The sequence below is a fragment of the Pseudomonas sp. FH1 genome (genome assembly GCF_000510895.2).
Lineage (GTDB): Bacteria > Pseudomonadota > Gammaproteobacteria > Pseudomonadales > Pseudomonadaceae > Aquipseudomonas > Aquipseudomonas azotoformans_A.
The window spans coordinates 1-17,889 of sequence record NZ_AOHM01000067.1 but is presented as its reverse complement, the minus strand read 5'-3'; the positions used below and the strand labels follow the sequence as shown (position 1 = coordinate 17,889).

The window sequence follows — 17,889 nt, the reverse complement described above, 5'->3', positions numbered from 1 at the left end:
CTACTTGCCTGATGGATATTTTGACCTGCTGGTGGTGGACGAAGGGCATGAGTACAAGAACAGCGGCTCTGCCCAGGGCCAAGCCATGGGAGTGCTGGCAGCAAAAGCACGTAAAACCGTGCTGCTGACGGGCACGCTCATGGGGGGCTATGCCGACGATCTGTTCTACCTTCTGTTTCGTATCCTTACCTGCCGCATGATCGAGGACGGTTACCGACCAAACTCACGCGGCAGCATGGCACCTGCAGCCATGTCGTTCATGCGTGATCATGGCGTGCTGAAGGATATTTACAGCGAGCGGGACAATCAGTCGCACAAAACCGCCAAGGGTAAAAAACTCTCAGTGCGTACAGTGAAAGCTCCGGGTTTCGGCCCGAAAGGTATTCACCGTTTCGTATTGCCGTTCACCGTCTTTTTGAAGCTCAAAGACATCGGTGGAAACATCTTGCCCGATTATCAGGAGGAACTGGTCGACGTACCCATGGCATTGGATCAGGGATCGGCTTACCAGAAGCTAGCCGGAACATTGGCTGTTGAACTTCGCCAGGCACTTGCTCGCCGGGATACCACACTTTTGGGTGTGGTACTCAACGTGCTGCTGGCATGGCCTGACTGCTGTTTCCGGCCGGAGGTGGTGAAACACCCCCGCTCCAAGGAAACACTGGCATTTGTTCCTTCGATTTTCGCAGACGATGAACTGATGCCGAAGGAGAAGGCGCTGTTGGACCTGTGCCTATCGGAGAAAGCAAAGAATCGGAAGGTTTTGGCTTACTCCGTGTACACCGGGACGAGAGACACCACCAGCAGACTCAAGCGGTTGTTGGAACAAGCAGGCTTAAAAGTGGCAGTCCTTAGAGCCTCGGTCGACACGTCCAGGCGCGAGGACTGGATCCTGGATCAGGTTGATCGCGGCGTCGACGTGCTGATCACCAACCCGGAGCTGGTAAAAACTGGACTGGATCTGCTCGACTTCCCGACCATTGCGTTCATGCAGACCGGGTATAACGTCTATACCCTTCAGCAGGCAGCACGGCGGTCATGGAGGATCGGGCAGAAACACCCGGTGCGGGTGGTGTTTTTTGGCTATGCGCAAAGCTCGCAGATTACCTGCTTGCAGTTGATGGCCAAAAAGATCGCGGTGGCTCAGAGCACGTCGGGAGACGTACCGGAGTCTGGTCTCGACTCTCTAAATCAGGATGGCGACTCCGTAGAAATGGCACTTGCTAGACAATTAATTGCTGTATGACCACAAGGCCACCTTCGGGGTGGCCATTTTTATGCCATCACTGTCACTGACCCAGAACCGGCATTCGGTCGGATCGAATTGACGTGGCATCAAGCAAACAGTTAACTGGCTATCCATACAGTTAAATTCAGGCCAGGTTATGAGCGCGACCCTTCTTGGTCCCATTTCCACAGGTGGCCATTCTCTACCGATGTATTCCAGCCAGGTCTCGGCCGGCTTTCCATCGCCGGCGGCCGACCACCTAGAAAAATTAATATCGCTGGATGAGCTTTTTGAGATCCGAGCGCCGCACGTGTACTTGGCGAAGATTTCGGGCGACAGCATGCAGGGAGCCGGCATTTTCAACGGTGACCTGGTGATCGTCGATCGAAGCAAAACGGCTCGCCATGGCGATATCGTAATTGCAGCCCTCAACACCGAGTCCGTTTGCAAGCGCCTTCACATGCGTGACGGCCAGGTAGTGTTGATGGCCGAAAACCCAAGATTCCCGCCCAGACACGTGATGGAAGGGGACGAGTTGGTGATATGGGGCGTGGTCAGCTACAGCGTGCGCGACCATGAGCATTCATCATGAGCGCCCTCGATCCTACCTTGCCGGTTTTCGCGCTCGTGGACTGCAACAGTTTCTATGCCAGCTGCGAGCGTGTTTTCCGGCCAGACCTGTCAAGCACGCCCATCGTCGTTCTGAGCAACAACGATCTGAGGGGTGGGAATCGTTAGTAAATCCTGTAGAGTCCGCGCCACCTTCTGAACCCCTCTGGAACAGCAGTTTCCAGGCTTCATAAGGCAATCCATTGGAAGTGTTTTAGGGCAGCGGCATGAGGCTGGTATTCGCAACAAAAGACCTAGCATTAGCAGGTCGATCCTTTGAAGGCTTTCCGTTGCTGATTGGGTCAGAGGGATGGCCAGTCGAGCCAGCTCAATCCTTCCTTTGGCACACGCTTATCGAGTCAGGTGAGGCCCTAAGCGATTTGACTTGGGAAGCCTATGGACGGCGTCTGTACGATTACTTTGCCTTTCTGGAAGCCAATGGATTGGGCTGGGACGAGGAAAGCCCGGCTCACGGTCTGAGTGCTCTGTCGAGGTACAGGGATTGGTCGAGCGGAGAATTAGCACTTGATCCCGGCACGGTGAACAATCGTCTGGCCTTGATCGTGAGGTTCTACCGATGGGCTAAGCAGCGCAACCTGATAACTGTGCTGCCCTTCGGTGAGAAAAGGGTAAGAGCTGCCCAACATTCCGGTCTTCTCAGTCATATCGCTCGGCCCGGAGCCGAGAGCACGAAAGTTTCGGTGATGGTTCGCGACCGAAAGCGCTTGACCAAATTCCTGACCAAGGATCAAGTCAAGGTATGCCTTGCCCTGGATACCGATCCAAGCCACCAGATATTGTTCCACCTCATGGTGCGTACCGGCCTTCGCTCCTGTGAAGCGAGGTCTTTTCCTCTCAAATATGTGTTCAACCCCAGGTTGAAGAAGGGACTGCGCCCAGGGCAAATGATCAGTGTTGCTCTTGATCCTTCAGACATGCATATCAAGTACGACCGACCTAGAACTATCGACGTGCCATGGTCGTTGATGGAGAGCATGTGGTCTTACTCCCTTCACCAACGAGAGGTTCGTAAGTCCAATGGTGATGGACGTGTTACCGCGCTGCTGCTGACTAATGAAGGCAGGCATTATTCAAAAGATTCCGTAGTGGACGTTATGAAGTCCTATGAAAGAAAGTGCGGTTTCTATGTTCGGGCCCACATGCTACGCCACACCTATGGGACTTATACCTTGCTTGCTCTTCGAAAAAGCAAAGAGTTTGAAGGTGAGCCATTGTTGTATGTCCGAGATAGGCTGGGGCATTCAGATGTGCAAACAACTATGATCTATTTGCATCTCATAAACCAGCTTGAAGCCCAATCCGTCCTTGCTCACGAGGACGAAATTGACATGATGTTTATGACTGATTCGGTTTCGCGTATCTGAGGTAGCACCATTGGCTCGGCAAAAAAGCTACAAGGCGGTTATGCGGTCGGTTACAAAAGGATTCGAGGCTGTCGAAGATGATATCAAGATTGACCTGCCGAGAAATCCGAGAAACCACAGGCAACTCGATCATACGAAATATTTAGGCTTGGGCTTCGACGCTTGGGCAATTCAAAGTCTTCACGTTATCAAAGCTTTGCTACAAGGAGGAAACTTCTCAGTGACGACCTTGATTGGTTACTCTACGAACGGGCTGAGATTTTTTATAAATTTCTTGAGTGGAGGTTCGGTCAAGTCGCCACCTGCAACGCCAAACAGTCTTACCAAACGCCACTTGGAGCGATACGTCTCTTGGCTGAGGCTAAAATACCCTAACGGCTCGACAGCCAAGAATTACTATACTAGCTTCAAGTCGTTAGTTGTTGTTTTGGCTGAATATGGATTTATTGAAGTCAATCTTGACGATCTTTTGCCCCTCAATCCATTTCCTAATAATGCGCAGAGCACTAAAGATGCAGATCCGCTCACCTTGGGTGAAATGCAAAGGCTGATTGGCGCTTTGAAGTCAGATCTTATTGCCATCCATAAGGGTGCATTCCTTGGAAATGGCGCGGAGGCGATGGCTGTATTGCTACTAATTACTGCGGCAAGGTCTGGAATCAATACTACGCCGCTCTTGGAGATGAAGAGGGATGCCCTACAGCCTCACCCATTTATTCCTAATCTCAGGTTGATTACTACCGTCAAACGTCGAGGTAAAGGCGCACAGAGCAAAACAATCCGTCAGACTAATCTGCTAGATGAGTACAGTGCTATTCCCCTGGATGGGGTGGCAGTCCTCAATAAGGCGCTGGAGATTTCTAAGCCACTCGTAGCACTGGCACCTGATGAAATATCTTCATGTGTGTGGTTATATCGCTCGGGCCAGCCTGGCCGCTCGAACGACATCGTTACCCTTACACCCGGTGCTTTACATGTCACGGCAAAAAGCATTTGTGAGCGTCATGCGCTTCAGGATGATCAAGGCAATCGGCTAAATGTCACGCTTAGTCGGCTGCGAAAGACTATGGAAAGCCGTTTGTGGAAACTGAGTGGTGGCGACATTATAGAAGTTTCCTCCGTTATGGGTCATACCCCTGGTGTCGCCGATAATCACTATTTGAAAATCAACGATGAGATCAAGGTCGACGGGGCGACATTTGTTGGGGAGGCTTTTCCGGACAAACTACGTGGCATAAACGTTATACCAACCCCACCAGGCGGCTGCAAAGATAGCCTTTACGGTAGTCTGGCACCAAAGGATGGCGTCAATCATTGTTCTGAATTCATCCACTGCCTCGGTTGCCCTAGCTATGCAATTGTAGGCACCTTGGAGGACTTATACCGGCTGTTCAGCTACCAACAATTCTTGTATGCAGAAGTCGAATACTTTCTCACGGACGAGTGGGGCGCATGGCGCAAGCGTCAGTTTGACTATATTCGATTGATAGATGATTTCACCCAGAAGTTTGATCTTGCATTGGTTTCGCAAGCAAGGGCTCAAGCTGAGTCATCTCCGCACTTGTTCTGGGCTAAAAAAATCGAGTTCATGAAGAAAAAATTGGGCGGCGAAATTTGAGCATAAGAACCTCGAATGCGGTGTTAAAGGCATATGATGTCCTCATCGCACAGCCAGTTTCAGCGAATGGCCTAAGTCCCGCAGAGCGGGATGCAATCGTGATCAGCGCTATCGTTAATGAAGATGGAGAAACCTTCATTCTTAGCAGGTTTGGCGATGCACAGTGGGATCTTCGCCCGTTTTTTGATCAGGCCAATGTTGCTCATTCTTATAAATTCATCAACTGGGATATGGGCATGCCTCGGGAGCTTATTGATGACTGCAAAGCTGTTGCTTATGCTTGGTTTAAAAGAGGAATGCCTAGATCCAAACCTCCTATCGCACGGGGCATTACTACTTTCGCCGTCGTCAGCGTGATGCCTTTTGTTCGCTGGTTAAACAATCTAGGAGTTTCAAGCTTTGCAGATGTCCGTCCGATCCATGTCAGCAATTACGTTCATCATTGCAAATATGAATTGAAGTTAAGGCCTCTCCCGCTGTATGGGCGATTACGGGTTATTGATTTTCTTTGGGTGTTTTCTGCCGACACGATGTTTCCCATTCAGAGTTATCCTTGGGGTAATTCGACATTGTGGCGGATTTGTGGGGTCGCGAATGTAAAAGGATTGGGTGCTGCCACTAAAAACGTCGGGCGAACAGATATCATTCCTCATGATGAACAATCTAGGATTTTCAACTATTGCGAAAGCATTGTCCGGGAGATGAAGGCCGAATTGGCAGCCAATGGTATTGGATATCATCCTAGTGATGAACGGATGGCAATTCGTTGCAGAGATGCTGTTCTGTATATAGTTTCAATCACTAGCGGCATGCGCAATGACGAGGCAATTGGAATTGAAGTTGGCGCTTGGCGCAAAGAGTTAAGAAATGGGATTAATTTTTGCTGGGTGACCACAATCGAGCACAAGACAGGTAAAGGCCAGGTCGAATATCTTGTGCCAGAACTGACGATTGAAGCTTTAAGTCTTTTGGCAAAATATTCAGTACCCATCAGAAAAGAGCTGGATGAAGAGATTAGACAGCTTGCAAGCAATCGGGATTTTTCGTATTCAACTGAACATCTCCTTAGGCTCGAAAAAGCCCGAAAAGACGCGAATAAACTATTTTTGGGACGAAACACACAAGGAGGAAAAGTTCAGGAAAGCCATCATGTTGAGGCTCTCAGCGGGCAAGCATCCAATGCTGCGTTTGACCGTATAGCTAAAGCCGCTGGAAGCGATTGGCCGTTGAGGACGCATCAATGCAGGCGAACATATGCAAGATGCTTTGTAGAATCCCGTATGGGCCGCACTTCATTGATCTACCTCAAATGGCAGTTCAAACACAGCAGCATGAGTATGACCCAACTCTATGCATCCAATCCGCAGCAAGACCTGACTCTCTTTGATGAGATCTTCCAGCAGATGACAGAGTTTAAAATTGACCTGATCGAATCATGGCTCGATGATCAGCCACTGGCAGGGGGCGCTGGCGAAAAGATTGTGGAATTGCGGGCAATTCCAATCAAGGATAGAGCTGCTTTGCTTGCCCAGACCGCCCCACATGCCAACATTCGTGCGACTGGACACGGCTGGTGCATCGCCACAGAGCGGGGCTGCGGAGGTGCTGGTCTATACGAAGCCACACGGTGTCCAGGGTGCAAAAATTCGGTGATCGATGAAGTCTTCGCCAGCACTTGGCAGGACATCTACATTCAACAGCGAGAGCTGATAAAAATTGAGGATGCAGGCCCGGCTGTTAGGCAGCGCGCAGAACGCGACTTGCAGGTTGCACTAGATGTAATTACCAGCCTTGGCCTTTCTCCAGTTGAGGAAATGGAGGAGGCGGCAAATGACTAGACAGGCGGTGGGCCCTGACTCTCCTATTCGCTCCAGGTCGAAGACACTCGCCGCGCTCAACAAGGTCGTCGACGATCTCATTGCTGGTGACGAAAAGCTTTCCATCACATCCGTTGCCCGTGCCGCAGGTGTGACTCCGGGACTCATCCATAACACTTACCCAAGCATAGCGGAAAGGATTCGCAACATCGCTGGCAAGTCGGTGCGAGCCCAGCGAGACTCTAAGCATCAAGCGTTGATGAGCGAGAAAGAAAAGAACAGGTTGCTCCGTGCAGAGAATGATCAGCTTTTAGCGGAGGTAGCTCGGCTGGCTTCGGTTAACCAGCGACTAATATTCGAGATGATTCAGCTGAAGGCGGTTGCCAACGGTAAGGTCACCGCACTCCCTCTGAAACCAGGGCCCAACTAGGCCCTGATGGGGAGCCCACTGAATTCGGCAAAAATCGTAGACCAACACTTCAAGCGCCACGATCACGCCCGACTGTAGTTTATTGACCGGTTAATCTGACTCCTGAGTAAAGCGATAGAACAGGTTCGGCTCGCTGACCACGTACAAATAGCCTTCATCGTCGATGGTTACGCCTTCGGCCTGGGGTATGCCTTTGAGCAAACCAGCAAAACCTCTCGCCAGGGAGCGGAAACTCACCACCTTGCCTTCATCAGTCATTTCAATCAGCAGTTTCGACTCGTCGCTGAGCAATATCAGATGGCCGCTCTGTTGATCGAAGACGACTGAAGACAGGTCAGTCGCAAACACCTTGTCTTTTACCAGGCTGGACAGGTCACGCACGTGCAGGGAAAAGCCTCCGGCCAGGCTGGCACGAAGGCCGCTCACTTCCAGCAATTGGCGAGGATCTCGCTCCTTGGTCACAAACAGGCGGTCGCCTTTCAGGTCGTAGGCGAGCCCTTCAAGGCCTTTGTTGTCTTCCTTGCCAAGCGCCAGGGTCAGCACTGGATACTGGTCTCGGCTCAATGGTCGATCAGGAGAAAGTTTACCGTCTTCGGCGATGGGGACATCCACGACAACCAGGCTCTGCCGGCGCTCTTCGACGATTACCAGCTGGCCGTTGCCGGCATAGGACACCGCCTCCACATCGTGGAAACCGTCCAGGCTATAGCGCCTTTCAACATCACCGTCACGACTAAGGGCCAATAGTTCGTTTGGGCCGTTGGTGACCGCCCACAGCAGGTTTAGGTCAGGGTCAAAGGTCAGACCCGAAAGATTGTTGTCCACACCAGGAACCGTCTTAGCATCCAGCTCAACCCGATAGCCAGGCAGCCACACAGAGCGCTCCTGCCAATCGTCAGTGTGCCAGTTGGTCTTGATCCAGAAGTACAAACGATCATCAAGGTGATGGGTGCGGACTTGGAATACAGTAAGCAATACAAGGCACAGCAGTGCCCAAATCCAGGCGCTTGTTTTCCGTGTTCGGCCCAGCCAGTTTTTTGCCAACAAATACATTCGGAACCTCGTTAATCGGAGCTGACGCCACGAGCTGTCATGGGTTTCAACCCGACTCGACGCGGCTGGCACAGGTGATGCACAGCGGCGTGGCCGGATCGAATTCCAAGCGGCCCGAGGCGATCAACTCGCCGCATTGGTTACACCAGCCATACTCGCCCTCGTGCCAACGCTTGAGGGCCAGCTGGAGGCGGACGCGTTCATGCTGCGCCCGACTACGGATGGCATCGTTCATCGCTTGCTGCTGGAGTGCGTCCATCCTCGACAGACGCCCTACCTTGCTTTGATCCAGCTCCACCGATTGCGAGCGAGACTCAGCGTCTTCCAGCAACCGATCCAGCTCGGCAGCCCGCTGTTCCAGTAGGGTCTTGAAATGGGCAAGATCGAGGGCGTCGTCCATGGCCGTTAGCGCAGCAGCAACAGTGGGCCAGTGGTGGTGCGCAGCATGCTGGTCGTGGTGCTGCCGACCAGAAACTGACGGATGCGCGAATGACCGTAGGCCCCCATCACCAGCAGGTCGATGCCGTGCTCTTTCTGATAGGCGTGCAGGGTAGGCTCTATCTCGCCGTTGCGGGTCTCGGCACGAACACTGAATCCGGCATTGATCAGCACTTTCTGCGCCCAGTCCAGCTGTGCGGACGCTTCATCGCTTACGGGGCCAACCATGACCAGGTGGATCGGCAACCCCTTCAGCAGCGGGCTGGCTGCCAGCATCTCCACACCCTTGCGGGTAGTAGCGCCGCCATCGAATGCCAGCATCGCGCTCTGCGGCTTTTGGAAGTTGGCCGGGGTGACTAGGATTGGCCGGTGCATGATACGAATCACGCTCTCCAGCTGGCTTCCAACATGCTGGCTCAGACCGCCACTAGACTCGCCCTGGCGACCGATGACCAGCAGGCGCGTTTCGGTTTGCAGCTCTTGCAGGCTTTCCAGCAGATCGCCATGGCGTTGCTTGGACTCAGGGGCGGCGACACCATCCTTCATGGCCCGCTCTTTCGCGGCCGCTAACATGATCCGCCCCTGCTCCAGGGCCAACTTGCCGCGCTGTTCATCCAGGGAAGCAAGCTCATCGAGCAGATGCTCGCGGCTGCCAAGGCCGATATTGCCACTCAGATCGGCCGTAACCGGGTACTGGCGCTGATCAAGCACATGCAGGAAGGTCAGCGGGGCTTCCAGGCTTAGACTGGCCCAGGCCGCGTAGTCGCACACAGCTGAAGCCGAGGTGGAACCGTCGATACAGGCAATTACGTGGGTCATCGTTGTTCTCCTTCTTAGTGGCCCATGAGTTGATCAATGGCGTCGGGTTTATCGTGAACGCCAAAGCGATCCACGATAGTGGCGCTGGCCTCGTTGAGGCCCAGCACTTCGACTTCAGTGCCTTCACGGCGGAACTTAATGACTACCTTGTCCAGGGCTGCAACGGCGGTGATATCCCAGAAGTGGGCACGATTCAGGTCGATGGTTACCTTGCCCAGCGCTTCCTTGAAGTCAAAGGCAGCGACGAACTTGTCCGCCGAGCTGAAGAACACCTGGCCGGTAACGTCGTAGCTACGATGCTCGCCGGCTTCGTCCAGCGAGGAACTGATATGCATGTAATGGCCAACCTTGTTGGCGAAGAACATCGCGGCCAGCAGCACGCCGGCCAACACGCCGAAGGCCAGGTTATGAGTCGCCACCACTACCACCACAGTGACGACCATGACGATGTTGGTCGACAACGGGTGCTTCTTCAGGTTGCGCAGCGAATCCCAACTGAAGGTGCCGATGGATACCATGATCATTACGGCTACCAGGGCAGCCATTGGGATCTGCTTCAGCCAATCGCCGAGGAATACCACCATCAGTAGCAGGAATACGCCTGCGGCCAGGGAGGACAGACGAGAACGACCGCCGGATTTAACGTTGATGATCGACTGACCAATCATCGCGCAACCGGCCATACCGCCGATTAGACCCGAAGCAATGTTGGCCACGCCCTGACCCTTGCACTCGCGGTTCTTGTCACTGGAGGTGTCGGTCAGGTCGTCGACAATGGTCGCGGTCATCATCGACTCCAACAGACCGACCACGGCCAGTGCTGCCGAATAAGGGAAGATGATGGCCAGCGTCTCGAAAGTCAGCGGCACGTCAGGCCAGAGGAAGATCGGCAGCGTATCCGGCAGTTCCCCCATATCACCGACCGTGCGGATATCCAGCCCAACCGACATGGCGACGGCGGTCAGCACGATGATGCATACCAGTGGCGATGGGATGAGCTTGCCGATCCTGGGGACATAGGGAAATAGGTAGATGATGCCGAGGCCTGCGGCTGTCATGGCGTAGACGTGCCAGGTGACATTGGTCAGCTCCGGCAGCTGAGCCATGAAAATCAGGATCGCCAGTGCATTGACGAAGCCGGTCACCACCGAGCGCGAAACGAAGCGCATCAGCGAGCCGAGCTTCAGGTAGCCAGCACCAATTTGCAACACGCCACACAGCAGCGTGGCGGCCAGCAGATATTCAAGACCATGGTTCTTGACCAGGGTCACCATCAGCAGTGCCATGGCCCCTGTCGCGGCTGAAATCATGCCTGGGCGGCCACCGACAAAGGCGATCACCACGGCGATACAGAATGAGGCGTAGAGACCAACTTTGGGGTCGACGCCCGCAATGATAGAGAAAGCGATGGCTTCAGGGATCAGCGCAAGTGCGACGACGATCCCCGCGAGCACGTCGCCACGGACGTTGGAAAACCACGTTTGTTTGAGTGTTTGTAGCATCAGAATATCCAAAGCAATGCACCGCACGCATGCCAGGAAAATGGCGAGCGCGTCGATACGAATTCAAATTGTGAGGATTATTTTGCTGTGCGCTTTGGGTGTAAGAACCGGGCATACAGCAGTACGCAGCCGCGAGCGAAACTGGCGGAGGCGAGGTGTTGCGAGGGGGCGTAGCGCTAAGGCGGCGTAGGCTGCCAGTAGAGCGTTTGGAGTACAGTCATGCTGGTGTTCCTGTAGCTCAAGGGGTATGCGGAGCCAAAAGTATACAGTGAAGCTATCGTCGATTGCGATCCGCCGCCCTGCTTTGCGAAGCCACGTCTGAAATAGGCTTAGTCGAGGAGTATCGCCATCAGGAACGAAGGAAAATAATCAAAAAATGTTAGTGAGTTAATTTACTTATAAATCAATATCTTACACTAAACTAACTGTTAGAGTCATTCAGATACAACGATGGTTGCGTCATTGCGCGCAGCTACGACGCCAAGCCCTTCGTTAAAATGGGCGCACCGTATTTTCAAATCAAGGACACGTTGCGGCGGCACGGGATCGTGGCGTTCAGCAGCAATTATGCGTTGTATGGTCAGCTTTCAGAACGCGTGATGACGCTGATCGAAGCCATGGTGTGTGGCAGTGAGGTCTATTCAATTGATGAGATTTTCTGCGACCTGACAGGCATGCCTGGCGACCTCACGGAATTCGGCCGAAAGATCCGTGCCAAAGTCCTAAAACACACCGGGATCCCCGTGGGTGTGGGCATTGCCCACACCAAAACCCTGGCGAAACTGGCCAACCACACCGCGAAACGGCTGCAGGCGCAAACTGGGGGCGTTGTGGATCTGTGCGACCCTTTCAAACGCGACTGGGTGTTGCGCAACACCGCTGTTGAGGAGGTATGGGGCATAGGTCGACGCATGACGGCGCACATGCAGGCCCTGGGCATTCACACGGCCATGGACCTGGCCAAGGCGGATCCTGTCTTGCTCGGTCGCAAATTCAGCGTTGTCCTGGAAAAAACCGTGCGTGAGCTGGCCGGCACGTCGTGCCTGGCGCTGGAGGAAGCGGCGCCGGCCAAGCAGGAGATCTGCTGCAGCAGAATGTTCGGCGTGCGCCTGGAGAAGATTGAGCCGATCAAAGAGGCGGTGGCCACCTATGCGCAGCGTGCGTCGGAAAAGCTCAGGGCCCAGCATTCGCTGTGCAAGAAGATCCGCGTCGGCATCCGCACCGGCATGTTTAACCCCGACGAAGCCCGCTACGCTAACGGCGTGCTGGTGGAGCTGCCTTACCCTACCAACGACGTGCGCTTGATCACCAAGGCCGCCACGCAGGCCGTGGAACGTCTTTTCCGCCCAGGGTTCCGATACAGCAAGGCTGAGGTGTTGCTGATGGATCTGCGTCAACCAGGTGAATTTACCGATGATCTATTTGCGCATACCCAGCCGGCTGCGGCCGACAAGGTGATGAGCGTCCTGGACGAAATCAACAACCGATGGGGACGCGGCACGCTGCGCGCCGCGGCTGTGCCAGCGGCGCCGGCCTGGGCAATGCGTCGGGAATTGAAAAGCCCGAGTTACACGACCAGGCTCGACCAGTTATGGACGGTAAATGCCAATTGAGGCGTCAGGATCCGGAGGAATTTGTGTATGTGCAGCCATTACGAAGCACCGGCGCCCCAGCGAGTGGCCGAGACATTCGGCATCGAGCCTTTCGAGCAGGGCAAGTTGGAACTGTACCCAGGCTACACCGGCCCCTTCATTCGCCAGGTGGAGCACGTCGACCTCGAGGCGGATTCGCCGGCGCCGTTGGAAGGGCTGGCAGGCTCGTTTGGACTGATTCCGTCCTGGAGCAAGGACACTAAAATCGCTCGGCACACCTACAATTGCCGATCGGAAACGGCCAGTCAAAAACCATCGTTTCGCACGGCTTGGCGTAAGGCCCAACATTGCATCATCCCTGCAGAAGCTATTTATGAGCCTGATTGGCGATCGGGGAAGTCAATTTCAACGCGTATCACCCGCGCGGACGGCGAATTATTGGGCATCGCGGGGCTATGGGAGCAATGGCGCGATCCCGGTACCGGGAAGATCCTGCACAGTTACACTATGTTGACCATCAATGCGGACGACCACCCCTTTATGCGTAACTACCATAAGCCTCAGGATGAAAAGCGCATGGTGGTGATTTTGCCTAAAGGGCTGTACACCGATTGGTTGAAAGCCCCGGCCGTGGATAGCATGGAGTTTATGCGCCAGTACCCGGCCGACCGCATGGCCGTCGCCATGTAGTCCTGGGTGCAACCCACCACATGACCCGACCTGATATAAATGAGAGTGGTTGAATGACCAAAGATGAACTGCGACAACAGCTGCAGCAGCAATTTGAGCAGCATCTTCAGACGAATCCCGATGCTGTGACGCTTTATGCGGCAGAGCCGGAACCGGAAACACGACCTTGGAAAAAGAAACCCAGCCTGCTGGATCAAGCCTTTGCTCAGGACTTGGCCGAGATTGAAAAAGAACTGCAGGCCAAAGTTTAATTTTCCGTGAACACCAAGTACACCGAGCAGGCCGGGGCTATCTCCGGCCTTTCTGTTGACGAAATATGTCAGGATTGATGTCAAATAAGCATTTAGAGTGATGTATGCCCAAGGCGATTGTTATTGAGGATGAGCAGCTAGAACACGCTGTGAGCGTCGCCAAAGTAAGCAGCCCCGAGAACGGCGGTCGTGATGCGGCGTTGCTGCTTACATGCCTTGGCACCGGCATGACCGTGACAGAGATTTGCCGCCTGCGCGTGAGCGACTACCTCACCGAATCAGGCACTGTGCTGATCGACTCCCAGGTGCGTGCAGAAATCGCCTACAACAATCGTTCTAGGCCGTTGTGCTGGACCAGCAAGAAATTGACCAATGCCATAGACGCGCACCTTGCCAAAAGCCTTGTACGCGGTCACGGTGTTTCAACCAGGGTAATGGCTTTTCGTGGCCTTGATCCTGACTCGCCGTTGTTCGTATACGGTCGCACTGGCGAAGGGTTGAAGATCAGCGCTCAACGGCGCGATGGTAAAACGTACTACAGCGCTAACCAACTCAGCCGACTCTATACGCGGTTGTTCGGTCTTGCTGGGATCGAGGGGGCCAGCGCGCAGTCAGGGCGTCGGACACTCGCGGTCAAGCTCAAGCGTCGGGGCATCAACTTGCGGCATATCAGCGAGATACTGGGCATCGAGAGTTTGGAAGCGGTCAAGAAGCTCTGTGTGGGCGATCCAGCCAGCTTGGGTGACATAGTTCGGAGAATTATTTAATGGTGATGAAGGGGAGCCAGTACGACGTGCTGGTGAAGCTCATGCGCGGTAATCCAGAGAGTGCCGCAAACCGTGCTGCAAAGCGCGTTTTGGTTGACGGTATAGCTCAGGCTGATGCAATGCGTGAAACGGGCGCAACGCGCTCAACGGTAGGTGACGCCGTAGCGCGATATCGGGATGCGTACCGGGAAATTTGCGAAGTTTTCGACGTTAAAAAAAGGTAGAAATGTGTTTGCGTGTACGCCTATAGAGGCGTACATTTCACTCATTGAAACGATTCAATGAGGAAGACAGAAGCATGCGCGATATCTCGGTTTCAGACCACATTTCAAAGTCAGTCGCGGTGGAATATATCGCCGCTGCTGCAATGGGTAATGTCGATTTTGAGGCTCGTTCCATCTGCGGGTTTGACGTTGATTTTGTGGACGTTCAGAGCGGCCTCAAGGAACACCACAGCGAGCGACTGGCCCGCGTAGTGGCTTGCAATCAAGAGCGCACTATTGTGGCTGTGGGATTCGTCAGCCCCGCTGACAATTGATCGGAAGCCCGGTTCGCCGGGCAACCTCACCAGTTCAGGGATTAGGGAAATAACGCAAATGCAGCAATCGAGCAGTCGTTTCATCGAGCTGGAATCCGTGGCTCTCAAAGAGCTGTTCAAGAGAGAGTCGGGCGCGATTGGTATCTACCTGCCAGCCAGGGGCGAAGATGGCAAGGTGCAAAAGAGTTTGGCGAGCATTGCATCCCAAGCCAAAGCCCTTGCGTGCAAGATGAAAAAACGCTGCGTACTTCAAACTCTTTTAGCCATTGAGAACAGCGTCGAGGGCGATGTTCCCGCACCTGTGCGGATGCTGAAAGTCACCGTGACCCCTGAAGGCGAATACACCCCACGCGGAGAGCGATACATCGCGGCTAACTTGTCATAGGAAAAGCTGATGGAAAACTTCATGGAGATTAGCGATGCCCGGACGATACCTGTAAGTGAGTATCTCGAAAGCGTCACAGATCCTTTGCGGCGTGCGACTATAGCCTCTGTATTTGAGCAAGCGCGGTCAGCATTGGAACTAATGCGCGTAAGGTTTTCTGTGGACGTACCGGTCCCAGAAATTTTTGTGCTCACAACAGATCAAATCAAGGCTCAGGCCAATCCGCTTGGCCTTATTGTGGTCAGCCAAGGCATGATTAAGCACTGCTTTGATACGGCCATACCATCATCGAAGGTCAAAGCAGGGAATGAGGACTATCTGGATGGCTTGCCAGATTTGTTTCCTCAAATAGGCCTCACATGGGTCTTGGCGCACGAATACGCTCATTTGTTCCGCGCACATCATCAGGTCCAAATCGAACTTGGATCCCATGACCATGTGCTACGTGCTTTCGAACATGATGCTGACCTATGCGCTGCGGCAGCAGTATACCGCGCTGTTCAGCAATGGCTCCCAGGCATCCAGGACATCGATATTCGTTGCTATGTCACTTACGCGCTGTTCTGGATCATAAGAACATTTCCGAACACGAATGACGGGGCAGGAGTCCATCCATCATTCTCTGAGCGTTTCTTTCAGATCCTGCTCAAGCTGACCACCATGCAGGCCATGCCAGGCGACGTCTTGGATCTAGATGTAAAACTACCAGCTACGGCTAATCGCGGGGACTCGTTACTCAACGTCGCAATAGCTTGCGAGACTGCGTATCTGGCCAAGGCCCCAGGTACTAAAAATGATTTCTTCATGCAGTGGCACGAGTACTTTAAAAGCTATGGCCACATAGCGATCATTAACGAATGGATAATGGTGAGCCCATTTGTTGAAAAGCACTCCCACACCACGGCTGATATGCAGCGCCACGCCTCGGTTGTCCCAATGACTATGAGCGACATAGCTCGCTTGGAAAAAGCTGAGCGTAAACGTCATCGAAGAGCTCAGGCGAGATCACGAACGCAGTAGTCGTTGTGACTCTGCGAAATACCCAAATACCTTCGGTACGACTGTGAGGCTCGCAAGGGCATCGGCAAACGCAGATCGGCATAGGAAAGCGAAGCATGGAGCCCCGTCATACGCTGATAGCTTTGGGTTTGATTATCGCCGCCATAATTGCTGCGAATACTTCAGCCTGCAATCCACCGGCACATACAGCATCCTCGACGCAGCAAGCGAAGCAGATCTGCGATGAAGTTTACGCTGACAGCGAGGACGCTAGCAGATACGGCGATTGCGTCAGCTCAGCAAAGCGAAGCCTCGAAAAATACTAATTGACGGAAAAATCCACATGTCTCGACCTAAACATGCAGAACACCCAGGTGATTGCAAATTTCTTGGCACCAAGGGGAGGTTCGACTTGTATTTTGACCCTCATGGGCATCCTGTTCCAGAAGTGATAGCGCGCCATGGAAGTGGTGTTAATGACTTCCGCTGCTGGCCAGTAGATGATGGGCCGCGGGCGGATGTGTTGCAGAGTGTATTCAGCGATGCAAAAGAGCTTGCGACCCAGCAAGGTCTATTAGACTGAAATACGAAAGAACGGCTACCGCGCCCATGGGCTTGCTGGCTGCTTTCGTCCAGGGCGACACGTCACCCCGTCCACCACCAGCTGCACAAACAACGGAAAGTCATGCTCAAAGCACTCGCCTGTTGCCTTCTCCCCGCCGCCGTCCTAGCAGCCGGACCAGTTTTGGCTTCGACGGATAAGGTGACGCAGGATTGTGCCTCTATCTATGAGCACTTGGATCGCATGGGTCGCCTTGGCCTCAACATGCCGCTCCACGGACCTGGCGCTGACATCCTGAATACATACCGGGACCGACTCTGCTACCTGGGAGAAGACGTGTCCCAAGCGGCCGCCGGCCAAGGCTTGACGATGACATCCGGCATTCATCCCCTGAGCAACGTCGCGCTGATCGCCGCAAACAAGCTGCGCCCTGACGACGGAGATACAGAAGCTGCGATTGTACTGATCCAGGCAGAAGGAGACGCTATCCAAAGGGTCGTCCTGGTATCGACTGCGATGGACCCTGAGCTTAAGGTCGAGGACTTCCATATCGGCGGATACGACGAGCTGCGCAATCTCGCGTACATAGAGGCGCATACCGGCGCCAACTCGTCCTCGATCTTTACTTTCGATATGGTGGCCCTTCTACAGGGCGAGACGCCGAGGGCAAAGTTTTTCGGATACGGTCGAGTGGTTTACGTCGATGGCCATTACTTCGGGACGAACTGGAGCGGTCCTGGCGACGTGGTCGTCTCACGTACCAAGATCGTCGAAGGAGAGGGACGGGTCGAGTACTTCCTAAAACTGAGCAAAGACGGCAAGGAAATTTGCGAGGTAAGCCCGGAATCTCGCCGCGACTGCATGAAGTAGGGGCGCCACGATGGGCAACGGAAAAGAAGGAGCCGTAAGCGATGAACTTTGATTCAGCTATGAAGGCTTTCATAAGGCCGATAACAATTGCTTGCGACGACGACTATTACCAGTTCATTGGCAGTGGCACAGCCTTTATCTGCCAGTATAGAGGGCAGGTTTTCGTTATTTGTGCCCGTCACACTTGGGAAAATATGGGGATTACGATTGAGAATTTTCGCATATTTATCCCTGGGTATGATTGGGCGCTGCCGTTCGATTATGAAGCCATTTTTGGTCCCGAAGAGCGTATGCGTCCGGCCAACCCCCCTTCCTGTCCCCGGCGCCAAAGGCGAT

General features: G+C 53.7%; 19 protein-coding genes and 2 pseudogenes. 17 read left to right on the top strand and 4 right to left on the bottom strand.

All coding sequences use genetic code 11. The annotated features are described in order from the left end of the window. The 7 genes and pseudogenes from H096_RS21245 to H096_RS21220 all read left to right on the top strand — a co-directional run. Nucleotides 1–1,246, top strand: a 1,246-nt coding sequence (locus tag H096_RS21245; protein WP_033901325.1) for a DEAD/DEAH box helicase, incomplete at its 5' end; no start/stop codon positions are given. A gap of 139 nt (nucleotides 1,247–1,385) precedes the next feature. Then, complete coding sequence (locus H096_RS21240; RefSeq protein ID WP_033901324.1) at nucleotides 1,386–1,820, top strand: S24 family peptidase; 435 nt, start codon at nucleotides 1,386–1,388, stop codon at nucleotides 1,818–1,820. Further along, nucleotides 1,817–1,945: pseudogene (locus H096_RS33440) on the top strand (hypothetical protein); the annotation flags it as partial. The gene H096_RS21240 and the pseudogene H096_RS33440, both read left to right, overlap by 4 nt. A gap of 119 nt (nucleotides 1,946–2,064) precedes the next feature. Then, nucleotides 2,065–3,222, top strand: a complete 1,158-nt coding sequence (locus H096_RS21235; RefSeq protein WP_019436561.1) for a site-specific integrase — start codon at nucleotides 2,065–2,067, stop codon at nucleotides 3,220–3,222. A gap of 10 nt (nucleotides 3,223–3,232) precedes the next feature. Next, the gene (locus tag H096_RS21230; protein ID WP_023389346.1) at nucleotides 3,233–4,840 is read left to right on the top strand and encodes a hypothetical protein; all 1,608 of its coding nucleotides are present in this window, start codon (nucleotides 3,233–3,235) and stop codon (nucleotides 4,838–4,840) included. A gap of 98 nt (nucleotides 4,841–4,938) precedes the next feature. Further along, nucleotides 4,939–6,678, top strand: a complete 1,740-nt coding sequence (locus H096_RS34265) for a tyrosine-type recombinase/integrase (protein ID WP_230395974.1) — start codon at nucleotides 4,939–4,941, stop codon at nucleotides 6,676–6,678. Then, complete coding sequence (locus tag H096_RS21220; RefSeq protein ID WP_019436565.1) at nucleotides 6,671–7,087, top strand: hypothetical protein; 417 nt, start codon at nucleotides 6,671–6,673, stop codon at nucleotides 7,085–7,087. The genes H096_RS34265 and H096_RS21220 overlap by 8 nt, the downstream gene beginning before the upstream one ends. 90 nt (nucleotides 7,088–7,177) lie before the next feature. Here the strand turns inward: H096_RS21220 and H096_RS21215 are convergent, their stop codons facing one another. The 4 genes from H096_RS21215 to H096_RS21200 are packed head-to-tail and all read right to left on the bottom strand — an operon-like array spanning nucleotide 7,178 to nucleotide 10,899. Continuing rightward, entirely contained in the window at nucleotides 7,178–8,140 is a 963-nt protein-coding gene (locus H096_RS21215; RefSeq protein ID WP_019436566.1) for an SdiA-regulated domain-containing protein, read from the bottom strand. Nucleotides 8,141–8,186: 46 nt separating this feature from the next. Further along, on the bottom strand, nucleotides 8,187–8,540 hold the full coding sequence (locus H096_RS21210; protein ID WP_019436567.1) for a TraR/DksA family transcriptional regulator: 354 nt from the start codon (nucleotides 8,538–8,540) through the stop codon (nucleotides 8,187–8,189). Between the two features lie 5 nt (nucleotides 8,541–8,545). Next, entirely contained in the window at nucleotides 8,546–9,397 is an 852-nt protein-coding gene (locus H096_RS21205; protein ID WP_019436568.1) for a universal stress protein, read from the bottom strand. A gap of 14 nt (nucleotides 9,398–9,411) precedes the next feature. Then, on the bottom strand, nucleotides 9,412–10,899 hold the full coding sequence (locus tag H096_RS21200) for a SulP family inorganic anion transporter (protein WP_019436569.1): 1,488 nt from the start codon (nucleotides 10,897–10,899) through the stop codon (nucleotides 9,412–9,414). Between the two features lie 446 nt (nucleotides 10,900–11,345). On the opposite strand from H096_RS21200, the pseudogene umuC reads away from it, so the two are divergent. The 10 genes and pseudogenes from umuC to H096_RS34380 all read left to right on the top strand — a co-directional run. Beyond that, nucleotides 11,346–12,512 (top strand): annotated as a pseudogene (umuC, locus tag H096_RS21195) (translesion error-prone DNA polymerase V subunit UmuC); the annotation flags it as partial. A 27-nt stretch (nucleotides 12,513–12,539) separates the two neighbouring features. Then, nucleotides 12,540–13,181 carry an SOS response-associated peptidase gene (locus tag H096_RS21190; RefSeq protein WP_033901322.1) on the top strand — a complete coding sequence of 214 codons (642 nt, stop codon included), beginning with the start codon at nucleotides 12,540–12,542 and terminating at the stop codon, nucleotides 13,179–13,181. A 53-nt stretch (nucleotides 13,182–13,234) separates the two neighbouring features. Beyond that, entirely contained in the window at nucleotides 13,235–13,432 is a 198-nt protein-coding gene (locus H096_RS21185) for a hypothetical protein (protein WP_027606802.1), read from the top strand. A gap of 104 nt (nucleotides 13,433–13,536) precedes the next feature. Beyond that, nucleotides 13,537–14,199, top strand: coding sequence for a tyrosine-type recombinase/integrase (locus tag H096_RS21180; RefSeq protein WP_033901321.1), 663 nt, complete (start codon nucleotides 13,537–13,539; stop codon nucleotides 14,197–14,199). 298 nt (nucleotides 14,200–14,497) lie between these two features. Continuing rightward, nucleotides 14,498–14,737: a hypothetical protein gene (locus H096_RS21170; RefSeq protein ID WP_033901319.1), complete on the top strand. Its 240-nt coding sequence runs from the start codon at nucleotides 14,498–14,500 to the stop codon at nucleotides 14,735–14,737. A gap of 58 nt (nucleotides 14,738–14,795) precedes the next feature. After that, nucleotides 14,796–15,122: a hypothetical protein gene (locus tag H096_RS21165; RefSeq protein WP_033901318.1), complete on the top strand. Its 327-nt coding sequence runs from the start codon at nucleotides 14,796–14,798 to the stop codon at nucleotides 15,120–15,122. 9 nt (nucleotides 15,123–15,131) lie between these two features. Then, nucleotides 15,132–16,142, top strand: coding sequence for a hypothetical protein (locus tag H096_RS21160; RefSeq protein WP_033901317.1), 1,011 nt, complete (start codon nucleotides 15,132–15,134; stop codon nucleotides 16,140–16,142). Nucleotides 16,143–16,464: 322 nt separating this feature from the next. Beyond that, nucleotides 16,465–16,704 carry a hypothetical protein gene (locus H096_RS34000; protein ID WP_156717507.1) on the top strand — a complete coding sequence of 80 codons (240 nt, stop codon included), beginning with the start codon at nucleotides 16,465–16,467 and terminating at the stop codon, nucleotides 16,702–16,704. A 102-nt stretch (nucleotides 16,705–16,806) separates the two neighbouring features. Then, nucleotides 16,807–17,553: a hypothetical protein gene (locus H096_RS21150; RefSeq protein ID WP_033901315.1), complete on the top strand. Its 747-nt coding sequence runs from the start codon at nucleotides 16,807–16,809 to the stop codon at nucleotides 17,551–17,553. A gap of 41 nt (nucleotides 17,554–17,594) precedes the next feature. Continuing rightward, the coding region (locus H096_RS34380) for a hypothetical protein (protein WP_033901314.1) at nucleotides 17,595–17,889 on the top strand (295 nt) is incomplete at its 3' end.

Excerpts from the sequence above, each read along its gene's own strand:
- H096_RS21240 (WP_033901324.1), top strand. The coding sequence starts at position 1,386 with ATGAGCGCGACCCTTCTTGGTCCCATTTCCACAGGTGGCCATTCTCTA.
- H096_RS21235 (WP_019436561.1), top strand. The coding sequence starts at position 2,065 with ATGAGGCTGGTATTCGCAACAAAAGACCTAGCATTAGCAGGTCGATCC.
- H096_RS21220 (WP_019436565.1), top strand. The coding sequence starts at position 6,671 with ATGACTAGACAGGCGGTGGGCCCTGACTCTCCTATTCGCTCCAGGTCG.
- H096_RS21215 (WP_019436566.1), bottom strand. The coding sequence starts at position 8,140 with ATGTATTTGTTGGCAAAAAACTGGCTGGGCCGAACACGGAAAACAAGC.
- H096_RS21210 (WP_019436567.1), bottom strand. The coding sequence starts at position 8,540 with ATGGACGACGCCCTCGATCTTGCCCATTTCAAGACCCTACTGGAACAG.
- H096_RS21205 (WP_019436568.1), bottom strand. The coding sequence starts at position 9,397 with ATGACCCACGTAATTGCCTGTATCGACGGTTCCACCTCGGCTTCAGCT.
- H096_RS21200 (WP_019436569.1), bottom strand. The coding sequence starts at position 10,899 with ATGCTACAAACACTCAAACAAACGTGGTTTTCCAACGTCCGTGGCGAC.
- H096_RS21190 (WP_033901322.1), top strand. The coding sequence starts at position 12,540 with ATGTGCAGCCATTACGAAGCACCGGCGCCCCAGCGAGTGGCCGAGACA.
- H096_RS21185 (WP_027606802.1), top strand. The coding sequence starts at position 13,235 with ATGACCAAAGATGAACTGCGACAACAGCTGCAGCAGCAATTTGAGCAG.
- H096_RS21180 (WP_033901321.1), top strand. The coding sequence starts at position 13,537 with ATGCCCAAGGCGATTGTTATTGAGGATGAGCAGCTAGAACACGCTGTG.
- H096_RS21170 (WP_033901319.1), top strand. The coding sequence starts at position 14,498 with ATGCGCGATATCTCGGTTTCAGACCACATTTCAAAGTCAGTCGCGGTG.
- H096_RS21165 (WP_033901318.1), top strand. The coding sequence starts at position 14,796 with ATGCAGCAATCGAGCAGTCGTTTCATCGAGCTGGAATCCGTGGCTCTC.
- H096_RS21160 (WP_033901317.1), top strand. The coding sequence starts at position 15,132 with ATGGAAAACTTCATGGAGATTAGCGATGCCCGGACGATACCTGTAAGT.
- H096_RS34000 (WP_156717507.1), top strand. The coding sequence starts at position 16,465 with ATGTCTCGACCTAAACATGCAGAACACCCAGGTGATTGCAAATTTCTT.
- H096_RS21150 (WP_033901315.1), top strand. The coding sequence starts at position 16,807 with ATGCTCAAAGCACTCGCCTGTTGCCTTCTCCCCGCCGCCGTCCTAGCA.